This window comes from Chlamydia ibidis 10-1398/6 (assembly GCF_000454725.1).
In the GTDB taxonomy this organism is placed as follows: domain Bacteria; phylum Chlamydiota; class Chlamydiia; order Chlamydiales; family Chlamydiaceae; genus Chlamydia; species Chlamydia ibidis.
Map to the genome: position 1 here is coordinate 223,231 of NZ_APJW01000002.1, position 16,307 is coordinate 239,537.

The window sequence follows — 16,307 nt, forward strand, 5'->3', positions numbered from 1 at the left end:
CAAATTTTTGTTATCTGCAGGTGTGTTTCTATGTACTGGATGCCATAATCGTATCTCTACTCAAGGAAACAATACCTTAAGAATAGCCATGAGCCATGATCCCATATCTTTGGATCCTCGTTCCGCTTCTTTAAGCAAGGATTTATCTCTTGCCTATGCCCTATACGAAGGATTACTAAGAGATAATGCCGGTGAATTAGTTAATGGGATAGCTGAGAAGTATACAGTTTCACAGGACGGGACAACCTACCTTTTCTTCTTAAAACAAGTTCAGTGGAGTAACGGGGATGAAATTACCGCTTATGATTTCGAAGAATCCATAAAGCAAATCTATCAAAAAGAAGTAGTTTGTTCATCATCAACTCTTCCTTTAATGATCAAAAATGCTCAAGAAGTCATGAATCATCAGCTACCAATAGATTCTTTAGGCATTCGAGCCATCGATAATCATACTTTAGAAATTATTTTAGAAAAACCTCAATCCTGCTTTCTAAATACAGTCGCGCATCCCGTGTTCTTCCCTGTACACAAAACTCTAAGAGATTATTATACGACTGGTAAATCTATAACACTGCCCATAACAAATGGTCCTTTCATTATTAGTAATTACCAACCACAAAATCAGCTGATTTTAAAAAAAATCCTTTGTATCACGACAGAGATAATGTTTCTCTAAATACGATCGTATTTCAAATCGTTCCCGATTCATATACAGCAACACAAATGCTACAAAAAGACCTCATTGACTGGATAGGCTCGCCATGGAGCTCACCAATTTCTAAAGAGGACCAGATGCATATATCTGAAGAGAAATTTCATAGCTACCCTGTCTTAGGGACTATGGCGCTTATATGCAACCTGAACACAAGCCCTTTGTATAATCTCGCATTACGAAGAGCTCTTAGCTACGCTATCGATAAGGCATCCCTCTTACAATTCATAAATAATTGCGAAGTAGCCGAAAGTTTCCTTCCCTGTAATCTTTCTCGATACAATGACTATCCTAAACTGACCACCGAAGAGCGGCGTAAAAAAGCTCAGTTTTACTTTAAGGAAGCTGAAAAAACACTTTCATCCAAGCAAATCTCCGAATTGTCTATTATCTATCCTTTAGAGTCAGGAGCTTTAAACGCTATTATTCAAGAGATACAGCAACAAATAAAGAATGTATTAGGAATACATATCAATATCCAAGGCATGGAATATCACTGCTTTGTAGAAAAAAGAAATCGCGGGGATTTTTCTCTAGCAACAGGAAAATGGATGGCCGATTATCCACAGCCCAGTTCATTTCTCGCAATTTTAGGGAACCTAAAGCAAGATCAACCAACACAATCTCTGACAAAATGGGACAATCCCGAATACAATAACCTTTTATGCAAACTATATTTTTCAAGAGGGGATGAAAATGATCAGCGTAATGCTGAGCATCTTATAGCCGAAGATCTTCCAATTATCCCCCTATATCATTTTAAGTACAGCTACGCTATCAATCCTAAAATCAATAACCTCTATGAGTCTGCTCTGGGGTATATCGATATTAAAAGACTTGAAATTGTTAGGGAGTAAATCTCTAATCTTATTTTTAATTTGCAGTAAAATGTGTTGCTAATTTCATATATCCCATAGTCACTATTGAGATATACTCATTTGGTTCTGGAGTGAAACTCTGCTAACTGTTAGTAAGGAAAACTCATATCCAAGTAGAAATTATTTTATATTGAAGATGAGTTAAGACAAAGATATACTGTCTGGGGGAGTACGGCCTGATCTCATCAGTAAGACTAGCATCAGAAGTACATTAGGGTTGGTCAATTATGTTTCACTATATAAAGAAGCGTCTAGCATTTAACTTGCTTTCTTTATGGGTTGTTCTGACCTTGACTTTCCTAGTAATGAAAAGCATTCCCGGTGACCCTTTTAATGATGAGAATAGCAACACATTATCAGAACACACACTCCAGATTCTAAAGGCCCGGTACGGTTTAGATAAACCCTTACATTATCAGTACATGCAATACGTGAAGTCGCTATTTACTTTAAATTTCGGCAATTCATTAGTTTATAAGGATCGTTCCGTAACTAGCATTATTTCAACAGCTTTCCCTGCTTCAGCTATTCTTGGTCTTGAAAGTTTAGCTCTTTCTCTTATAGGTGGTATCTCACTAGGAACTCTAGCTGCCCTTAGGAGAAAAGGAAAAGGCCGCTATATTATACTCTCATCGATTTTTCAAATCTCCATACCTACTTTTGTTCTAGCTACGATGCTACAATATCTGTTTGCTGTAAAACTTCCTATTTTTCCTATTGCTTGCTGGGGAAATTTTAATCATACAATTCTTCCTGCGATTTCTTTAGCTATTACTCCCATGGCATTCATCACTCAGCTTACTTTTTCCTCTGTATCCTCAGCTTTGAACAAGGATTATGTATTGTTAGCTTATGCTAAAGGTTTATCCCCTATTAAAGTTGTCCTGAAACACATCTTGCCTTATGCAGTATTTCCAACTATTTCTTATGCCGCTTTTTTAGTTACAACCGTGATGACAGGAACTTTTGCTATAGAAAATATTTTTTGCATACCTGGACTAGGCAAATGGTTCATTTGCAGTATAAAACAAAGAGATTATCCTGTGACGTTAGGTTTATCTGTGTTTTATGGAGCCTTCTTTATGTTAGCTTCATTACTATCTGACTTACTTCAAGCAATGATAGATCCGCAGCTTAGATATTCCTATACAAAGAAGCATAATAAAATTGGACATATGGACACTCATCTTACTGCAGATAAGTCTGAATCGTAAGTAAATTACTCATTGTGTTCAGAAAGAAAATTATAAATTGCAACATAATCACGAGCATTCTATGGATATTTCCTTACAACTAACATCACAGACTTTTTGGAAACGTGTAAGGAAAAACACCATGTTTATGTCTGGGGTGTCTTTGCTTGGTGTTCTCGTGTGCTCTGCTATCATCTTGCCTTGGATCTATCCAAACTACGAACAGACCTCTTTAGAACATATACTGCAGCCTCCTGGAAAAGCTTTCCCATTTGGCACAGATTCTCTGGGACGTTGCATGCTGGCACGCACCATTCGAGGAATATGTTTGTCTTTACTTATTGCGATAACCGCAACTCTTATTGATGTGTTTATTGGTTTATTATGGTCGACAATAGCTTTATCTTCTGGAAAAAGGTTTGCCTTTTTTATGATGCGTATTACAGAAATACTATTTTCTATTCCGCGAATTCCTGTAATTATTCTCCTACTGGTAATTTTTAATCACGGTATGCTCCCTTTAATTTTTGCTATGACATTAACAGGATGGATTCCTATTGCAAGAATCATTTACGGACAATTTCTACTCTTGGAAAATAAAGCTTTCGTATTATCCGCTAAATCTATGAATGCCTCCTCTCTTCATATTCTTAGAAAACATCTTCTTCCAAATACTTTCACTCACATTATCTCAACTCTCATCTTTACTATTCCAGGAGCAATATATACTGAAGCGTTTATCAGTTTCTTAGGATTAGGTATACAACCACCCCAAGCCAGCTTAGGGACATTAGTTAAGGAAGGGATAAACGCTATAGATTACTATCCATGGTTATTCTTTATTCCCTCATTCTTTATGATCATTTTATCAGTAAGCTTCAATCTTATTGGTGAAGGGGCTAAAGCTTTGTTTTTAGAGGAAAATACTCATGTCTAAACCAATATTGAACATAGAAAATCTTACTATATCCTCTACAAACCCTTCTAAACTACTAGTCCATAAACTAAACTTAAAAATAGGGAAACATACCAGTCTCGCTTTGGTAGGAGAAAACGGTTCAGGAAAAACAACCATTACCAAAGCTGTCTTAGGATTTCTTCCAGATAATTGTGAAATTCTAGAAGGGGATATTTATTTCAAAAATTACAACCTTGCACAATTTTCCCAAAAAGAGTTCCGTAAGATTCGAGGAAAAGGAATAGCCACTATATTACAAAATGCGATGGGCTCGCTAACCCCTTCAATGCGTGTTGGAGCACAAATTATTGAAACTTTACGACAACATGAAGATCTTTCTAAAAGAGAAGCTCATGCAAAAGCTTTAGATTTACTTTCTAATGTGCATATAGCCAACCCAGAGCATTGTCTCTCCTTGTATCCGTTTGAGCTAAGTGGCGGCATGCGACAAAGGGTTGTTATCGCTATTTCTCTAGCCAGCAATCCAGATCTCATTCTTGCAGACGAACCTACAACAGCATTGGATTCTGTATCACAATCTCAAGTTCTACGTATTCTTCATAAAATACACAAAGACAAGAAAACTACGATGCTTTTGGTAACACATAACCTCGCATTAGTTTCAGAGTTATGTGATGATATTGCTATTATCAAAGGTGGAGAAATTGTTGAAACTGGTTCGGTAAAAGAGGTGTTTTCAAATCCGAAACATCCTTATACATTACGTCTTCTCAATGCTGTATCAAAAATTCCAATACATTCTTCTGGTTCCTCTATCTCTAGTAGAGCTATCACAGAAAATAATGCGTATCAGAGCAAGGGTGATTTATGACCTACCTACTGACTATTCATGACCTATCAATTTCAATACACAAACAACCTATTCTTAGGAATATTAGTTTAAAACTAAAAAAAGGGGAATGTCTTACAGTCGTAGGTGCTAGTGGATCAGGAAAATCTTCATTAGCCCTCTCTATTCTTGGGCTTATTAAAGCGGATAAAGGTGAGATTAATTTCCATGTACATGCAACTCCCAAAGCAAAGGCTATTCAAATCGTATGGCAAGATGTGTGTTCCAGCTTAAATCCCACCATGTCTGTCAGAGATCTAATTTCTGAACCTCTGAACATTTTAGGAATACGCTCCAAGGAAACACAAGAAAAAGAGATTTATAAAGTTTTACAACTTGTTAATCTCCCTATATCAATTTTAAAACTAAAACCACATAAGCTAAGTGGCGGACAAAAACAACGTGTAGCAATTGCAAAGGCTTTGGTATGCCGACCAAGTTTACTTATTTGTGATGAACCTATTTCAGCTCTAGACACTCTAAACCAGGCATTAATTCTTGAACTATTTCAAACAATTAAAGAAAAACACCAGATTACTTTATTGTTTATCACACATGATATGTCTGCAGCTTACTATATGGCTGATAGTATTGCCGTTTTAGACAAGGGGCAACTGGTTGAATATGGGGATAAAGAAAAGATTTTTTCTTCTCCGGAACATCCAAAAACTCAAGATCTTCTAGACGCTATTCCCCTATTTTCCATCAAAAGAGAAAAGTATCTTGATGGGGGCATATTGCAAGAAAAGCTGCTAGTTTGATTAACAAAAGTCTCCATAAGAAACGGTTATGACCTAAAGTTCTTTGTAGTATGTAACCTGTTATGTATACTGCAAGGCGCACCGCTCTAGTTTGGTATGATTTTACTATAAATTCTAAATATAGTGATAATACGGGGCTCTGTCTCAAATTTTAGTGATCTCATTCCAAAAAAGGAATAAGGAGGAATAAATCTCCTTACTTCCGAAAGCATTGACAGAAGAACTTAGCCGTGCTACGACTCATTTAGAATATCCTTTGAAGTGGAGCATCATTGACGATGGAAATTTCCCATATCTTGGAAGACCTTGCGTATGACGAAGGAATTCTTCCCAGAGAAGCTATAGAAGCTGCTATCGTCAAACATTCACAGATTACACCCTACTTACTTCAAATTCTACAAGACGCTACAGAACGAGTTCCTGAAATTATTAACGATGGCAGCTACCAAGGTCATCTTTATGCTATGTATCTTTTAGCACAGTTTCGGGAAACTCGAGCCCTGCCTCTGATTATCAAACTATTTGCTTTTACTGATGAAACGCCTCACGCTATTGCTGGCGATGTTTTGACTGAAGATTTAGGAAGAATATTGGCCAGTACTTGTGATGATGAAACATTGATAAAAGAACTTATTGAAACTCCTGATATTAATCCTTATGTAAAAGCAGCAGCCATTTCCGGATTAGTAAATTTAGTAGGAGTTGGTAAACTCTCCAGAGATACAATTATTCGCTATTTTGGAGAACTACTGAACTATAGATTAGAAAAAGTACCCTCTTTTGCTTGGGATACTCTAATAGCATCCGTCTGTTCTTTACATCCTGGAGAATTGTTTTATCCTATCAGTAAGGCATTTAATGCTGGTTTAGTAGACGCCACCTTCATCAGTATGGAGGACGTGATAAATATCATAAATGAAGAAACTGTTGAGTCCTGTTTTCAAGAACTTTTAGATTCCACAGAACTCATCAACGACACCTTAGAAGAAATGGAAAAATGGTTGGAAGACTTTCCTATAGAACCATAAATCTTCTAAGCTTTTTAAAGTAAAGGGGTTCCATGTGAATAAACAAAAACGTTTCCTGTCTCTTTTATTTCTTACCTTAGTTTTGTTAGGTATTTGGTTTTGTCCTCACCCCCCCGCTATAAATCCTAATGCGTGGCATCTTTTTGCCATATTCACTACGACCATCCTAGGTATTATTTTGCAGCCAGTTCCTATGGGAGCTATCGTAATCATAGGCATTTCAACACTACTATTGACACAAACACTCACTCTAGAGCAAGGTCTTTCCGGTTTTCATAATCCTGTTGCTTGGTTAGTTTTCTTATCCTTTTCTATTGCGAAAGGGATCATAAAAACAGGTCTGGGAGAACGAGTCGCTTACTTTTTTGTAAGTATCTTAGGAAAGAATCCTTTGGGACTAAGCTATGGCCTCGTAATCACAGATTGTTTATTAGCTCCAGCAATTCCTAGTGTTACAGCACGATCTGGGGGCATTTTATATCCAGTGGTCATGGGACTATCAGAATCCTTTGGAAGCTCGCCAGAAAAGGGAACTGAAAGTCTGATAGGCTCATTCTTGATCAAAGTTGCATATCAAAGTTCCGTAATTACTAGTGCTATGTTCTTAACGGCAATGGCTGGTAATCCTCTCGTAGCGGCTTTAGCAAGTAATATTGGTGTTTCTTTAACCTGGGCTACCTGGGCTAAAGCAGCTTTCATTCCCGGAATAATTAGCTTAACGCTCATGCCCATAGTCCTCTATAAACTGTATCCTCCTACCATTACTTCCTGTGAAGAGGCAATTCGCACAGCAAAACTACGTTTGAAAGAAATGGGCCCTTTAAAAAAAGGTGAAAAAGTCATACTTTCAATTTTTATTCTTTTGGTTGTCCTTTGGACATTTGGTGATGTACTTAGGATATCTGCCACTACAGCAGCATTGATCGGATTATCTCTGTTGATTCTTACGAATATTTTAGATTGGCAAAAAGACGTCATTGCTAATACAACAGCATGGGAAACTTTTATCTGGTTCGGTGCGTTGATTATGATGGCCTCGTTCCTTAACCAATTAGGGTTTATTCCTCTTATTGGGGAATCTGTTGCTACCGCTGTTTCTGGCTTATCTTGGAAAATAGGATTCCCAATTCTATTCCTAATATATTTCTATTCTCATTACCTATTTGCGAGTAATACTGCCCATATCGGTGCAATGTATCCTGTATTTCTAGCTGTGTCAGTATCTTTAGGAACAAATCCTATTTTTGCAGTTCTCGTTTTAGCATTTTCCAGTAACCTATTTGGTGGTCTTACCCACTACGGTTCAGGTCCCGCCCCTCTGTACTTTGGCTCTCAATTAGTTTCTGTCAAAGAATGGTGGAGATCTGGATTTATTCTTAGTATTGTCAATATTGTCATCTGGGTAGGATTAGGAACTGTTTGGTGGAAAATCCTGGGAATTATCTAATACTATGCAATTGCAACGGGAAATCTTATTAAGATTTCCCGTTGTTTGGAAAATACAACGCAGTTATCCTGCAGTAATAAGTAGGTAGCGTGCGCCGATATGCATTCTCTTTATAAAGATTTGGACACTTTGGTTTCTCCCGATACCCCTCCTTTAGCAAGGGAGTTACAAAAATCTCCTGATATCTTTGCCACTCCTGATATTCGTCTTTGTTCTCGTTCAAAGAGCGAAGTTTCTAAACTATTTCCGAATACCTATAACAACCCCTATCTTAAATTCAGTCATGAAGAAAGAAAGTCTAGCCATCCTATAAAGGTAGGCGTAATGTTGTCTGGTGGGCCAGCGCCAGGGGGGCATAACGTAATCTGGGGATTATTACACAGTATAAAATCTTTTCATCCTGAAAGTACCCTCTTAGGGTTTCTAGATAACGGCACTGGTTTGATTAATAACCGTACAATAGAAATTTCAGATTCTCTGATGAAGCAATTTTGCAATTCAGGGGGCTTCAATTGCATAGGTACGGGAAGAACCAATATAATTACTGAAGATAATAAAGCAGCCTGTTTGAAAACAGTAAAAAAGTTAAATCTCGATGGTTTAGTGATTATTGGAGGAGATGGTTCAAATACAGCAACAGCTATTCTGGCTGAGTATTTTTCAACTCATTATCCCAAAATCAGCGTCGTTGGAGTTCCAAAAACCATAGATGGTGATCTCCAACATCTCTTCTTGGATATTACCTTTGGCTTTGATACAGCAACTAAGTTTTATTCTGCCATTATCAGCAATATTGCCCGGGATGTCTTATCCTGTAAGGCACAATATCATTTTATCAAGCTAATGGGGCGCTCAGCTTCTCATATTGCTTTCGAATGTGCCCTACAAACACACCCAAATATTACTTTGATTGGAGAGGAAATCGCAGATAAAAATATTCCCCTGAATCAGATCATTCATAAAATCTGCAAGATTATCGCAGATCGCGCTGCCATAGGAAAGTATTATGGTGTTGTGCTTATTCCAGAAGGGATAATTGAATTCATCCCCGAGATTAATAATTTAGTTAAAGAAATCGCAAAAATTTCAGGTGCCGATAACAAAATTTCTGCTCTCTCTCTTGAATCACAGAACTTATTGAAGGATTTTCCCGAATCTATTGTTTATCAGCTTTTAAATGACCGTGATGCACACGGTAATGTCTATGTGTCAAAGATCCCTGTCGATAAGCTTCTCATTCATCTTGTAAATAACTATTTAAAGAAACATTTCAAATCTGTACCGTTCAATGCAACATCACATTTTCTTGGCTATGAGGGCAGAACTGGGTTACCTACGAAATTTGATAATACTTACGGCTATAATTTAGGATATGGATCAGGAGTTTTAGTATACAACCGTTGTAATGGCTATCTGACAGCTCTTGAAGGGCTCACAAATATTGTAGAGAAGTGGAAATTACGAGCGATTCCTATTGTACAAATGTTCACTACTCAAGAAAAATCTGACGGAACCATCCAGCCACTCATTAGAAAACATCTAATTGATATCGGTAGCACAGCTTTTCGGAAATTTAAACTGTACAGAAAAATTTGGGCTTTAGAAGATTCCTATCGCTTCACAGGCCCTGTACAAACAGAAGTTCCCCCCGAAGTTCACGCTGACAACTTCCCACCGCTTATGTTTCTTCTCAACCATGAAGAATGGAAAAAACGTTGTTCTATTTGTCTAGAAATTCCTGATGGTAATTACTAAGTCAAATTAAGGGTATTTCTTTTCCACACGAATTCAAATAGTTTTTGCTCGACTATTTTCTTTTCAAAAATTACATTAAAACCTATAGGTCTCCTACATAGGGATAAGAATCAGATGGAAGCTGTCTGCTCAAAACATGAACGACGCACTATACTTAAGATAAATACCCTAAATAATATAACTACTTTCGGTGTTCTTCATACTCCTCTTACTAGATCTTCCTCTTACCCTCTTGTTATTATTCTACATGGCTTAGCTTCTGATAAAGTGGGCTCCTTACGGTCTCATGTAAGAATATCAGAAATGTTAACAAAGCAAGGCATTGCTTCTTTACGTGTTGATCTTCCAGGACATGGAGACTCTGAGGGGCAATTATTTGATTTTGCCTTTGACCAATATACAAGCAGTGTGCTTGATATTATTAATTACGCTTATAACCTTCCTAATATTGATACGGGTAAGATTGGTATTTTTGGATCTTCCTTAGGAGGCACTTTAGCACTTCTGAATATGCCCGCTCTTCCTTACATTAAAGCCTTAGCAGTTTGGGCTCCTACAATTCGTGGTTCATTATGGTTGCAAGAAAATGCAAATACAGCCAATAGTCGTATCTCTCAAAACACCGCCACAGAACAAATTTTCTATTCTGGGATTCCACTAAATAAAACTTTTTGCTCACAATTCATTGAAATGGACATAATCAAAGAGATCAAATTATTTTCGCAATCTCTGTCTATTTTATATATGCAAGGTCTTAATGATCCTGTTGTCTCTGTTCAACATCAGAAGATTTTTTCCGATGCTATGAAAGCAAGACGCCTTCTTCTCGACATTCATAATTACTCTGAAATCGGGCACTCTTTTGCTCAATTTCCTACAGTTTTTTCCGATCTTATTTCTTGGATAACACATCAACTTAACGTTTAGGAAAAATTGTGGAGCTTTTATCCGTAAACAAAAGTTATTTCGAATTACAACGATTACATTATCGTCCTGAGACTTTACAGTTTTTAAATTCTATTTCCTCTCTTCATATTCGGGAAACGTCATCAATATCTTCCATTTCTTCTGATTTAAAATCCCACATTCCTAATCTGTGCGATATTCCGGAAGTTACCATAGAACCTGGTCCGGCTGCATTGTCAGACCCCCTAAGAATTGGGGTCTTGTTATCTGGAGGTCAGGCACCTGGGGGGCACAATGTGGTGATAGGACTATTTGAAGGATTGAAAGCATTTAATGCAAAAACAAAATTATTTGGATTTATCCAAGGTCCCCTAGGCCTAACTAGAGGAATTTATAAGGATCTCGATATTTCCGTCATCTATGACTACTATAATGCTGGCGGATTTGACATGCTTTCCTCTAGCAGAGAAAAAATTAAAACAAAAGAACAAAAAAGCACTATTCTTTCTACTGTCAAAAAGTTACGCCTTAATGGATTGTTGATTATAGGTGGGAATAACTCAAATACAGATACAGCGATGCTGGCTGAGTATTTCCTAAAACATAATTGTAATATTCCCATTATTGGGGTCCCAAAAACAATAGATGGAGATTTAACCAATCGTTGGATAGAAACTTCTTTAGGTTTTCACACATCTTGCAGAGTATATTCTGAAATGATTGGTAATCTTGCAAAGGATACTCTCTCTATCAAAAAATACCATCATTTCATACGTCTCATGGGACAACAAGCATCGTATACAAGCTTAGAATGTGGGTTGCAGACTCTTCCAAATATTACTCTGATTAGCGAGCACATTGCACGAAAACAAATCACCCTGAATACACTTTGCAAAGAAATTGCCTCAGGATTAATACAAAGATACGAATTAGGGAAAAATTATAGCACAATTCTTATTCCAGAAGGCTTGATAGAGTACCTTATTGATACCAAAGCTCTAATATATGAACTGAACATCCTCCTAGCAAATCAATGTTCTCCAGACGAGAATGTACTCGATAAACTATCTCCTGCAGCAGCAACAACATTCCGTTCTTTACCCAGTGATATACAGAGGCAATTACTGATTTCTCGAGATTCTTATGGTAACGTGCGTGTTTCCAAAATTTCTACAGAAGAATTAATTTCCTCTTTAGTCAAGCAAGAGATTGCTGCAAGCGCTCCAAATATGGAATTTCACCCTATTACTCATTTCTTCGGATATGAATCACGCGCTGCATTTCCATCCAATTTTGATTCAAATTATGGTTTAGCCTTAGGGATCACAGCTGCACTATTTTTGGTCAGGAAAAAAACAGGTTATATGATTACAATTCAAAACTTAGCACAGCCCTATGCAATGTGGAAGGGTGCTGGAATACCATTGTACAAAATGATGTGCGTAGAAACTCGCCTAGGAGCAGCAACTCCCGTTATTAAAACGGATTCTGTAGATCCAGAATCAGCGGCAGCACAATACCTACTCAGACTTAAAGATACATGTCTGTATGAAGACGCTTATCAATTCCCTGGTCCACTACAGTACTTTCAGGATACCCGCCTCATAGATCAGAGGCCCCTTACGCTACTCTGGGAATGCAAAAAGAACGCTTAAAAAGAACGAAAAACTTAGACCAATATAGCGGTAGTCGGACTTGAACCAACGACACGCAGATTATGATTCTGCTGCTCTAACCACCTGAGCTATACCGCCACAAAAAAAGAAAATAGCGGGAGAAGGATTCGAACCTCCGACCTTTGGGTTATGAGCCCAACGAGATGACCACTACTCTATCCCGCGATAAGAGAGACAATTTAGCAAATCACTATATTTTTGTACAAGGAATATACGTTTTTAATTTTTCCCAAGTACGATAAAAAGACATTGATTCCTCAGACAAGAAAGCCTTCCCTTTATGGATATAGGCAGCTCTCTCTTCGGGATGATCTAAAAGAAATTCTACTGATTCTCTAATCCTATCTTCATGTAAACGATAACCAGCCCCATAATCTATTAAGCGCATGGCTAACTGAGATTGAGATTGTACATAAGGTCCAAAAAGCAAGGGCACTTCACACTGTAGAGGTTCAAGAAGATTATGCCCACCAACTTTAGGGTCAAAAGTCCCACCAACAAATGCAAGATCTGCTGCACAATATAGGTTTTTTAATAAACCAATCACATCAATGATCAATGAACTGGAATCTGAAAAGGTGTCGCCCTTACTCCATACGCCTGATTTGATATGTTTTTTAGATAAACGCACTAATAACTCTTTTGCTTTCTCTATATGACGAGGAACCCATAAAACCTTAAAATTTCGATTATTAATAGAACTAATAACAGAGGACCAGATATCCATTTCTCGTGGATGGATAGATCCTAAAACTAATAGCTGGTCTTCCGGATGCAACGATAAACGTGAACGCCAATTATTTCTTCTGTCTGTTAAAGATTCTGATTTGGTGAATGTTTTAATATTACCAGTGACAAATAACTTTTCTTTAGAAACACCTAAATGTAAAAAACGAGTCTTATACTTCTCATCTTGAAGCAAAAATCCATCTATAGGCTTGAAATAATTTCTTCCAAAGCGTTTTAAAATTGTGAACCATTTACAAGAAGTTTCAGAGACCTTACCGTTAATCACAACTGCGATTGCACCAATTCGTTTAACCTCTTCAAGAAAATTAAGCCAACAATCTCCTTCAGAGAACACTACTAACTTAGGAGAAATTAGACGAACTACTGGTTTAATAATAATACTTAAATCCAAAGGTAATATGAATGTTGTCGCACCTAAGGGCTGAAAAAGCCTTTTTGCGCTTTCAACACCTGATTCAGAGCACGCTGTAACTACAATATGCCAGTCCGGATACTCTTCATTAAACTTCTCGATAACAGGCTGTAATAAACATACTTCACCAACAGACGCACCATGAAACCAAACAATTGGTCTTGAACTACATATTTTAGGTTTGTCCAAACCAAAACGTACACGAGAAGTACGAATATATTTCCCATGCACGATTACCTTATAGGCTATCCGAGGAAGAGCGACAACAAATGCACAAACAAGAAAAGCATCATACAACCATGTATACAATTGCTTCAGACCTGATTTCCTCATAGCATCACCCAAATTCACTATTTCACTAGGCAATAATCTGAATAACTTTTGTAAAATTTTTACAAGGTTTTTCAAAACAACTTCTCAGGAAGATAAGGAATATTGCCTATTAAAGAACAAAATTCACTAACCTATTAGGGACAAACACTTCTTTTTTTATCTCACTGCTTCCCAGATGCTTAATAACAGATTGCCTGGCTAAGGATAGGATCTCATCCTTAGGAGTGTTCTTATCAACATCTAACTTAGCACGTAATTTACCATTCACTTGCACCACAAAGGTGACTATAGCATCTTCTAAATACTTAGCTTCTACTTTAGGCCAACCTGCCCGATCTATCCCAGGAGTGTGGCCTAATAGCATCCATAATTCTTCACTAATGTGAGGAGCTATCGGCGCTAATGCCCTTACAACAATACACAGAGCTTCTCTGGAGTATACGGGTAGTTTTGCAAAATCATTCAAAAATTCCATAAATGAAGACGGAATAGTATTCAAAGACATCTTTTCTAAATCCTGAGTTACTCTATTAACCAGCTTATATGCCAAAGACAAGGATGGGGTATCATTACTTTCTTGCACACGATTAGATGTGACTAGATCATAGAAGCGGTTCAAAAACCTACGGCAACCGGCAACTCCCTGATTTGACCAGACTTTATTCTTATCTAGCGGGCCAGAAAACATAGCATACATGCGAACTGCATCAGCACCATACTCATCTATTAGAATTTGAGGATCTACTCCATTAAGTTTAGATTTAGACATTTTTTCCTGCCGGACTTCCAAGGCTTCTCCAGTAGAAGCATACCATTCACCGTCTCTTTGCTGAGCATTTTCTGGACGCACATACCCCTTCCCTGGAATACGATAAGAAGTCGATAAAACTAGCCCTTGATTAATCAATTTCTTAAAAGGCTCTGGGGTCGATACTATTCCCGCATCATAAAAAACCCTATGCCAAAAACGGGAATAAAGAAGATGCAAAACTGCATGCTCAGCACCGCCAATATATAAATCCACTGGCATCCAATATCTCTCATTTTCTTCCGACCATGGAGCTTGAGAATTATGTGCATCACAAAAACGCAAATAATACCAACATGAACCTGCCCATTGGGGCATTGTATGCGTTTCACGTTTACCTTCTCGTCCAGTCTTAGAATCCATGATGTGAACCCATTCCTTTACGTGTGCCAAAGGCCCCTCACCAGCTCCTCTTGGACGATAATCTGTAATTTCTGGAGGCAGCAATGGTAGCTCATCATCTTCTAAAGGACGACATGTACCGTCATCAAAATGAATTATAGGAATTGGTTCCCCCCAATAGCGCTGACGAGAAAATAGCCAGTCTCTCAACTTGTAAGCAATCTTACCTTTCCCTAACCCTAAGTTTTCTAAGTAATTTATAACATATGAGGTAGCCTCCTTACCAGACAGCCCGTCTAATAAAAAATCATTATAATTACTGGCGATGCATACTCCAGCTTCGTCAATAACTTTACGAATAGGCAAAGAAAACATCTCGGCAAATTCTCTATCCCTTTCATCATGCCCTGGCACTCCCATAACTACACCAGTGCCATACCCCAAAAGAACATAGTCTGCTATCCAAACAGGAATCTTATCATCTGTGACAGGATGACGCACATAACTTCCTGTAAAGACACCACTTTTTACTCTAACCTCACTAATACGCTCTCGTTCACTCTTAGATAGACTCTCTTGAATATAAGCCTGAACCTCATCTTGTTGTTCTTTAGTAACAAGCCTATCTACTTCTGGATGTTCTGGAGCAATCACTAAAAAAGTCACACCGGCCAAAGTATCAGGGCGTGTGGTAAACACTTCAAGAAATGTGTCCTGATCAATAGGAAATCGAACCTGAGCTCCTTCTGACCTACCTATCCAATTTCTTTGAAGTTGTTTGATACTTTCTGGCCAATCTAGTTCTTCCAGCCCTTCTAAAAGTTTATCGGCATATGCTGTGATCTTAAGAACCCATTGGCGTAGCATGCGTCTTTCTACAGGATATCCTCCCTCTACAGAAAAACCGTTTTCAACCTCTTCATTGGATAATACTGTGCCTAATTCTGGGCAATAATTCACCGCCATATCAGCCATGTAAGCTAAGCCTCTTTCGTATAAATAGAGGAATAATTTTTGAGTCCAACGATAGTATTCAGGATCACTAGTAGCAAACTCCCTATTCTCATCATACGAAAAGCCCATCGCAGAAAGCTGCCTTTTGAAATTGTTTATATTGACTTGAGTGGTTTCTCTCGGATGTGTGCCAGTTTTAATTGCGTACTGCTCAGCGGGCAATCCGAAACTATCCCATCCCATGGGATGTAGAACAGAAAATCCTTTGGCACGCTTATAACGAGCGATAATGTCGGTCGCTGTATAGCCTATTAAGTGCCCAACATGTAAACCAGACCCGGAAGGATAGGGAAACATATCAAGTACGTAGTATTTTGGCTTATGTGAATCTTCTTCTGCTTTAAAACTTTGTTGTTGCTTCCAAAATTCCTGCCATTTCTTTTCTATTAAACTAGGATCGTAACGCATAACACTCTGAAGAATTTAACCAAGATTATAAAAACAAATAGAGAGTCTGACATACTTGCGAACCTAAAGGCAAGGA

The 16,307-nt window shown here is 37.8% G+C and carries 11 protein-coding genes, 2 tRNA genes and 1 pseudogene; 10 read left to right on the top strand and 4 right to left on the bottom strand.

Annotated features, from left to right (window positions below):
- Window positions 1-88: 88 nt before the first annotated feature.
- The 10 genes and pseudogenes from H359_RS03045 (at window position 89) to H359_RS03090 (ending at window position 12,143) form a co-directional block, all read left to right on the top strand.
- Window positions 89-1,569 (top strand): annotated as a pseudogene (locus H359_RS03045) (peptide ABC transporter substrate-binding protein).
- A gap of 248 nt (window positions 1,570-1,817) precedes the next feature.
- Window positions 1,818-2,804: an ABC transporter permease gene (locus tag H359_RS03050; protein ID WP_020370210.1), complete on the top strand. Its 987-nt coding sequence runs from the start codon at window positions 1,818-1,820 to the stop codon at window positions 2,802-2,804.
- 61 nt (window positions 2,805-2,865) lie between these two features.
- Complete coding sequence (locus tag H359_RS03055; RefSeq protein WP_020370211.1) at window positions 2,866-3,720, top strand: ABC transporter permease; 855 nt, start codon at window positions 2,866-2,868, stop codon at window positions 3,718-3,720.
- A complete protein-coding gene (locus H359_RS03060; protein WP_020370212.1) occupies window positions 3,713-4,573 on the top strand; it encodes an ABC transporter ATP-binding protein in 861 nt (286 codons plus the stop codon). The genes H359_RS03055 and H359_RS03060 overlap by 8 nt, the downstream gene beginning before the upstream one ends.
- Window positions 4,570-5,352, top strand: coding sequence for an ABC transporter ATP-binding protein (locus H359_RS03065; RefSeq protein ID WP_020370213.1), 783 nt, complete (start codon window positions 4,570-4,572; stop codon window positions 5,350-5,352). The genes H359_RS03060 and H359_RS03065 overlap by 4 nt, the downstream gene beginning before the upstream one ends.
- 272 nt (window positions 5,353-5,624) lie before the next feature.
- Window positions 5,625-6,380: a DUF1186 domain-containing protein gene (locus tag H359_RS03070; protein WP_122974534.1), complete on the top strand. Its 756-nt coding sequence runs from the start codon at window positions 5,625-5,627 to the stop codon at window positions 6,378-6,380.
- A 34-nt stretch (window positions 6,381-6,414) separates the two neighbouring features.
- Window positions 6,415-7,827: an anion permease gene (locus H359_RS03075; protein WP_020370215.1), complete on the top strand. Its 1,413-nt coding sequence runs from the start codon at window positions 6,415-6,417 to the stop codon at window positions 7,825-7,827.
- A gap of 99 nt (window positions 7,828-7,926) precedes the next feature.
- Window positions 7,927-9,582, top strand: coding sequence for a diphosphate--fructose-6-phosphate 1-phosphotransferase (locus tag H359_RS03080; protein ID WP_020370216.1), 1,656 nt, complete (start codon window positions 7,927-7,929; stop codon window positions 9,580-9,582).
- Window positions 9,583-9,696: 114 nt separating this feature from the next.
- The gene (locus tag H359_RS03085) at window positions 9,697-10,509 is read left to right on the top strand and encodes an alpha/beta hydrolase (RefSeq protein ID WP_020370217.1); all 813 of its coding nucleotides are present in this window, start codon (window positions 9,697-9,699) and stop codon (window positions 10,507-10,509) included.
- A gap of 8 nt (window positions 10,510-10,517) precedes the next feature.
- Window positions 10,518-12,143, top strand: a complete 1,626-nt coding sequence (locus H359_RS03090) for a diphosphate--fructose-6-phosphate 1-phosphotransferase (RefSeq protein ID WP_020370218.1) — start codon at window positions 10,518-10,520, stop codon at window positions 12,141-12,143.
- A 25-nt stretch (window positions 12,144-12,168) separates the two neighbouring features.
- On the opposite strand, the gene H359_RS03095 is transcribed toward H359_RS03090, so the two are convergent.
- The 4 genes from H359_RS03095 to leuS form a co-directional block, all read right to left on the bottom strand.
- Window positions 12,169-12,242, bottom strand: a tRNA-Met gene (locus H359_RS03095).
- Between the two features lie 14 nt (window positions 12,243-12,256).
- Window positions 12,257-12,329, bottom strand: a tRNA-Met gene (locus H359_RS03100).
- 25 nt (window positions 12,330-12,354) lie between these two features.
- A complete protein-coding gene (gene waaA, locus H359_RS03105) occupies window positions 12,355-13,659 on the bottom strand; it encodes a lipid IV(A) 3-deoxy-D-manno-octulosonic acid transferase (RefSeq protein ID WP_020370219.1) in 1,305 nt (434 codons plus the stop codon).
- Window positions 13,660-13,768: 109 nt separating this feature from the next.
- Entirely contained in the window at window positions 13,769-16,231 is a 2,463-nt protein-coding gene (leuS, locus tag H359_RS03110; RefSeq protein ID WP_021119573.1) for a leucine--tRNA ligase, read from the bottom strand.
- Window positions 16,232-16,307: the final 76 nt, after the last annotated feature.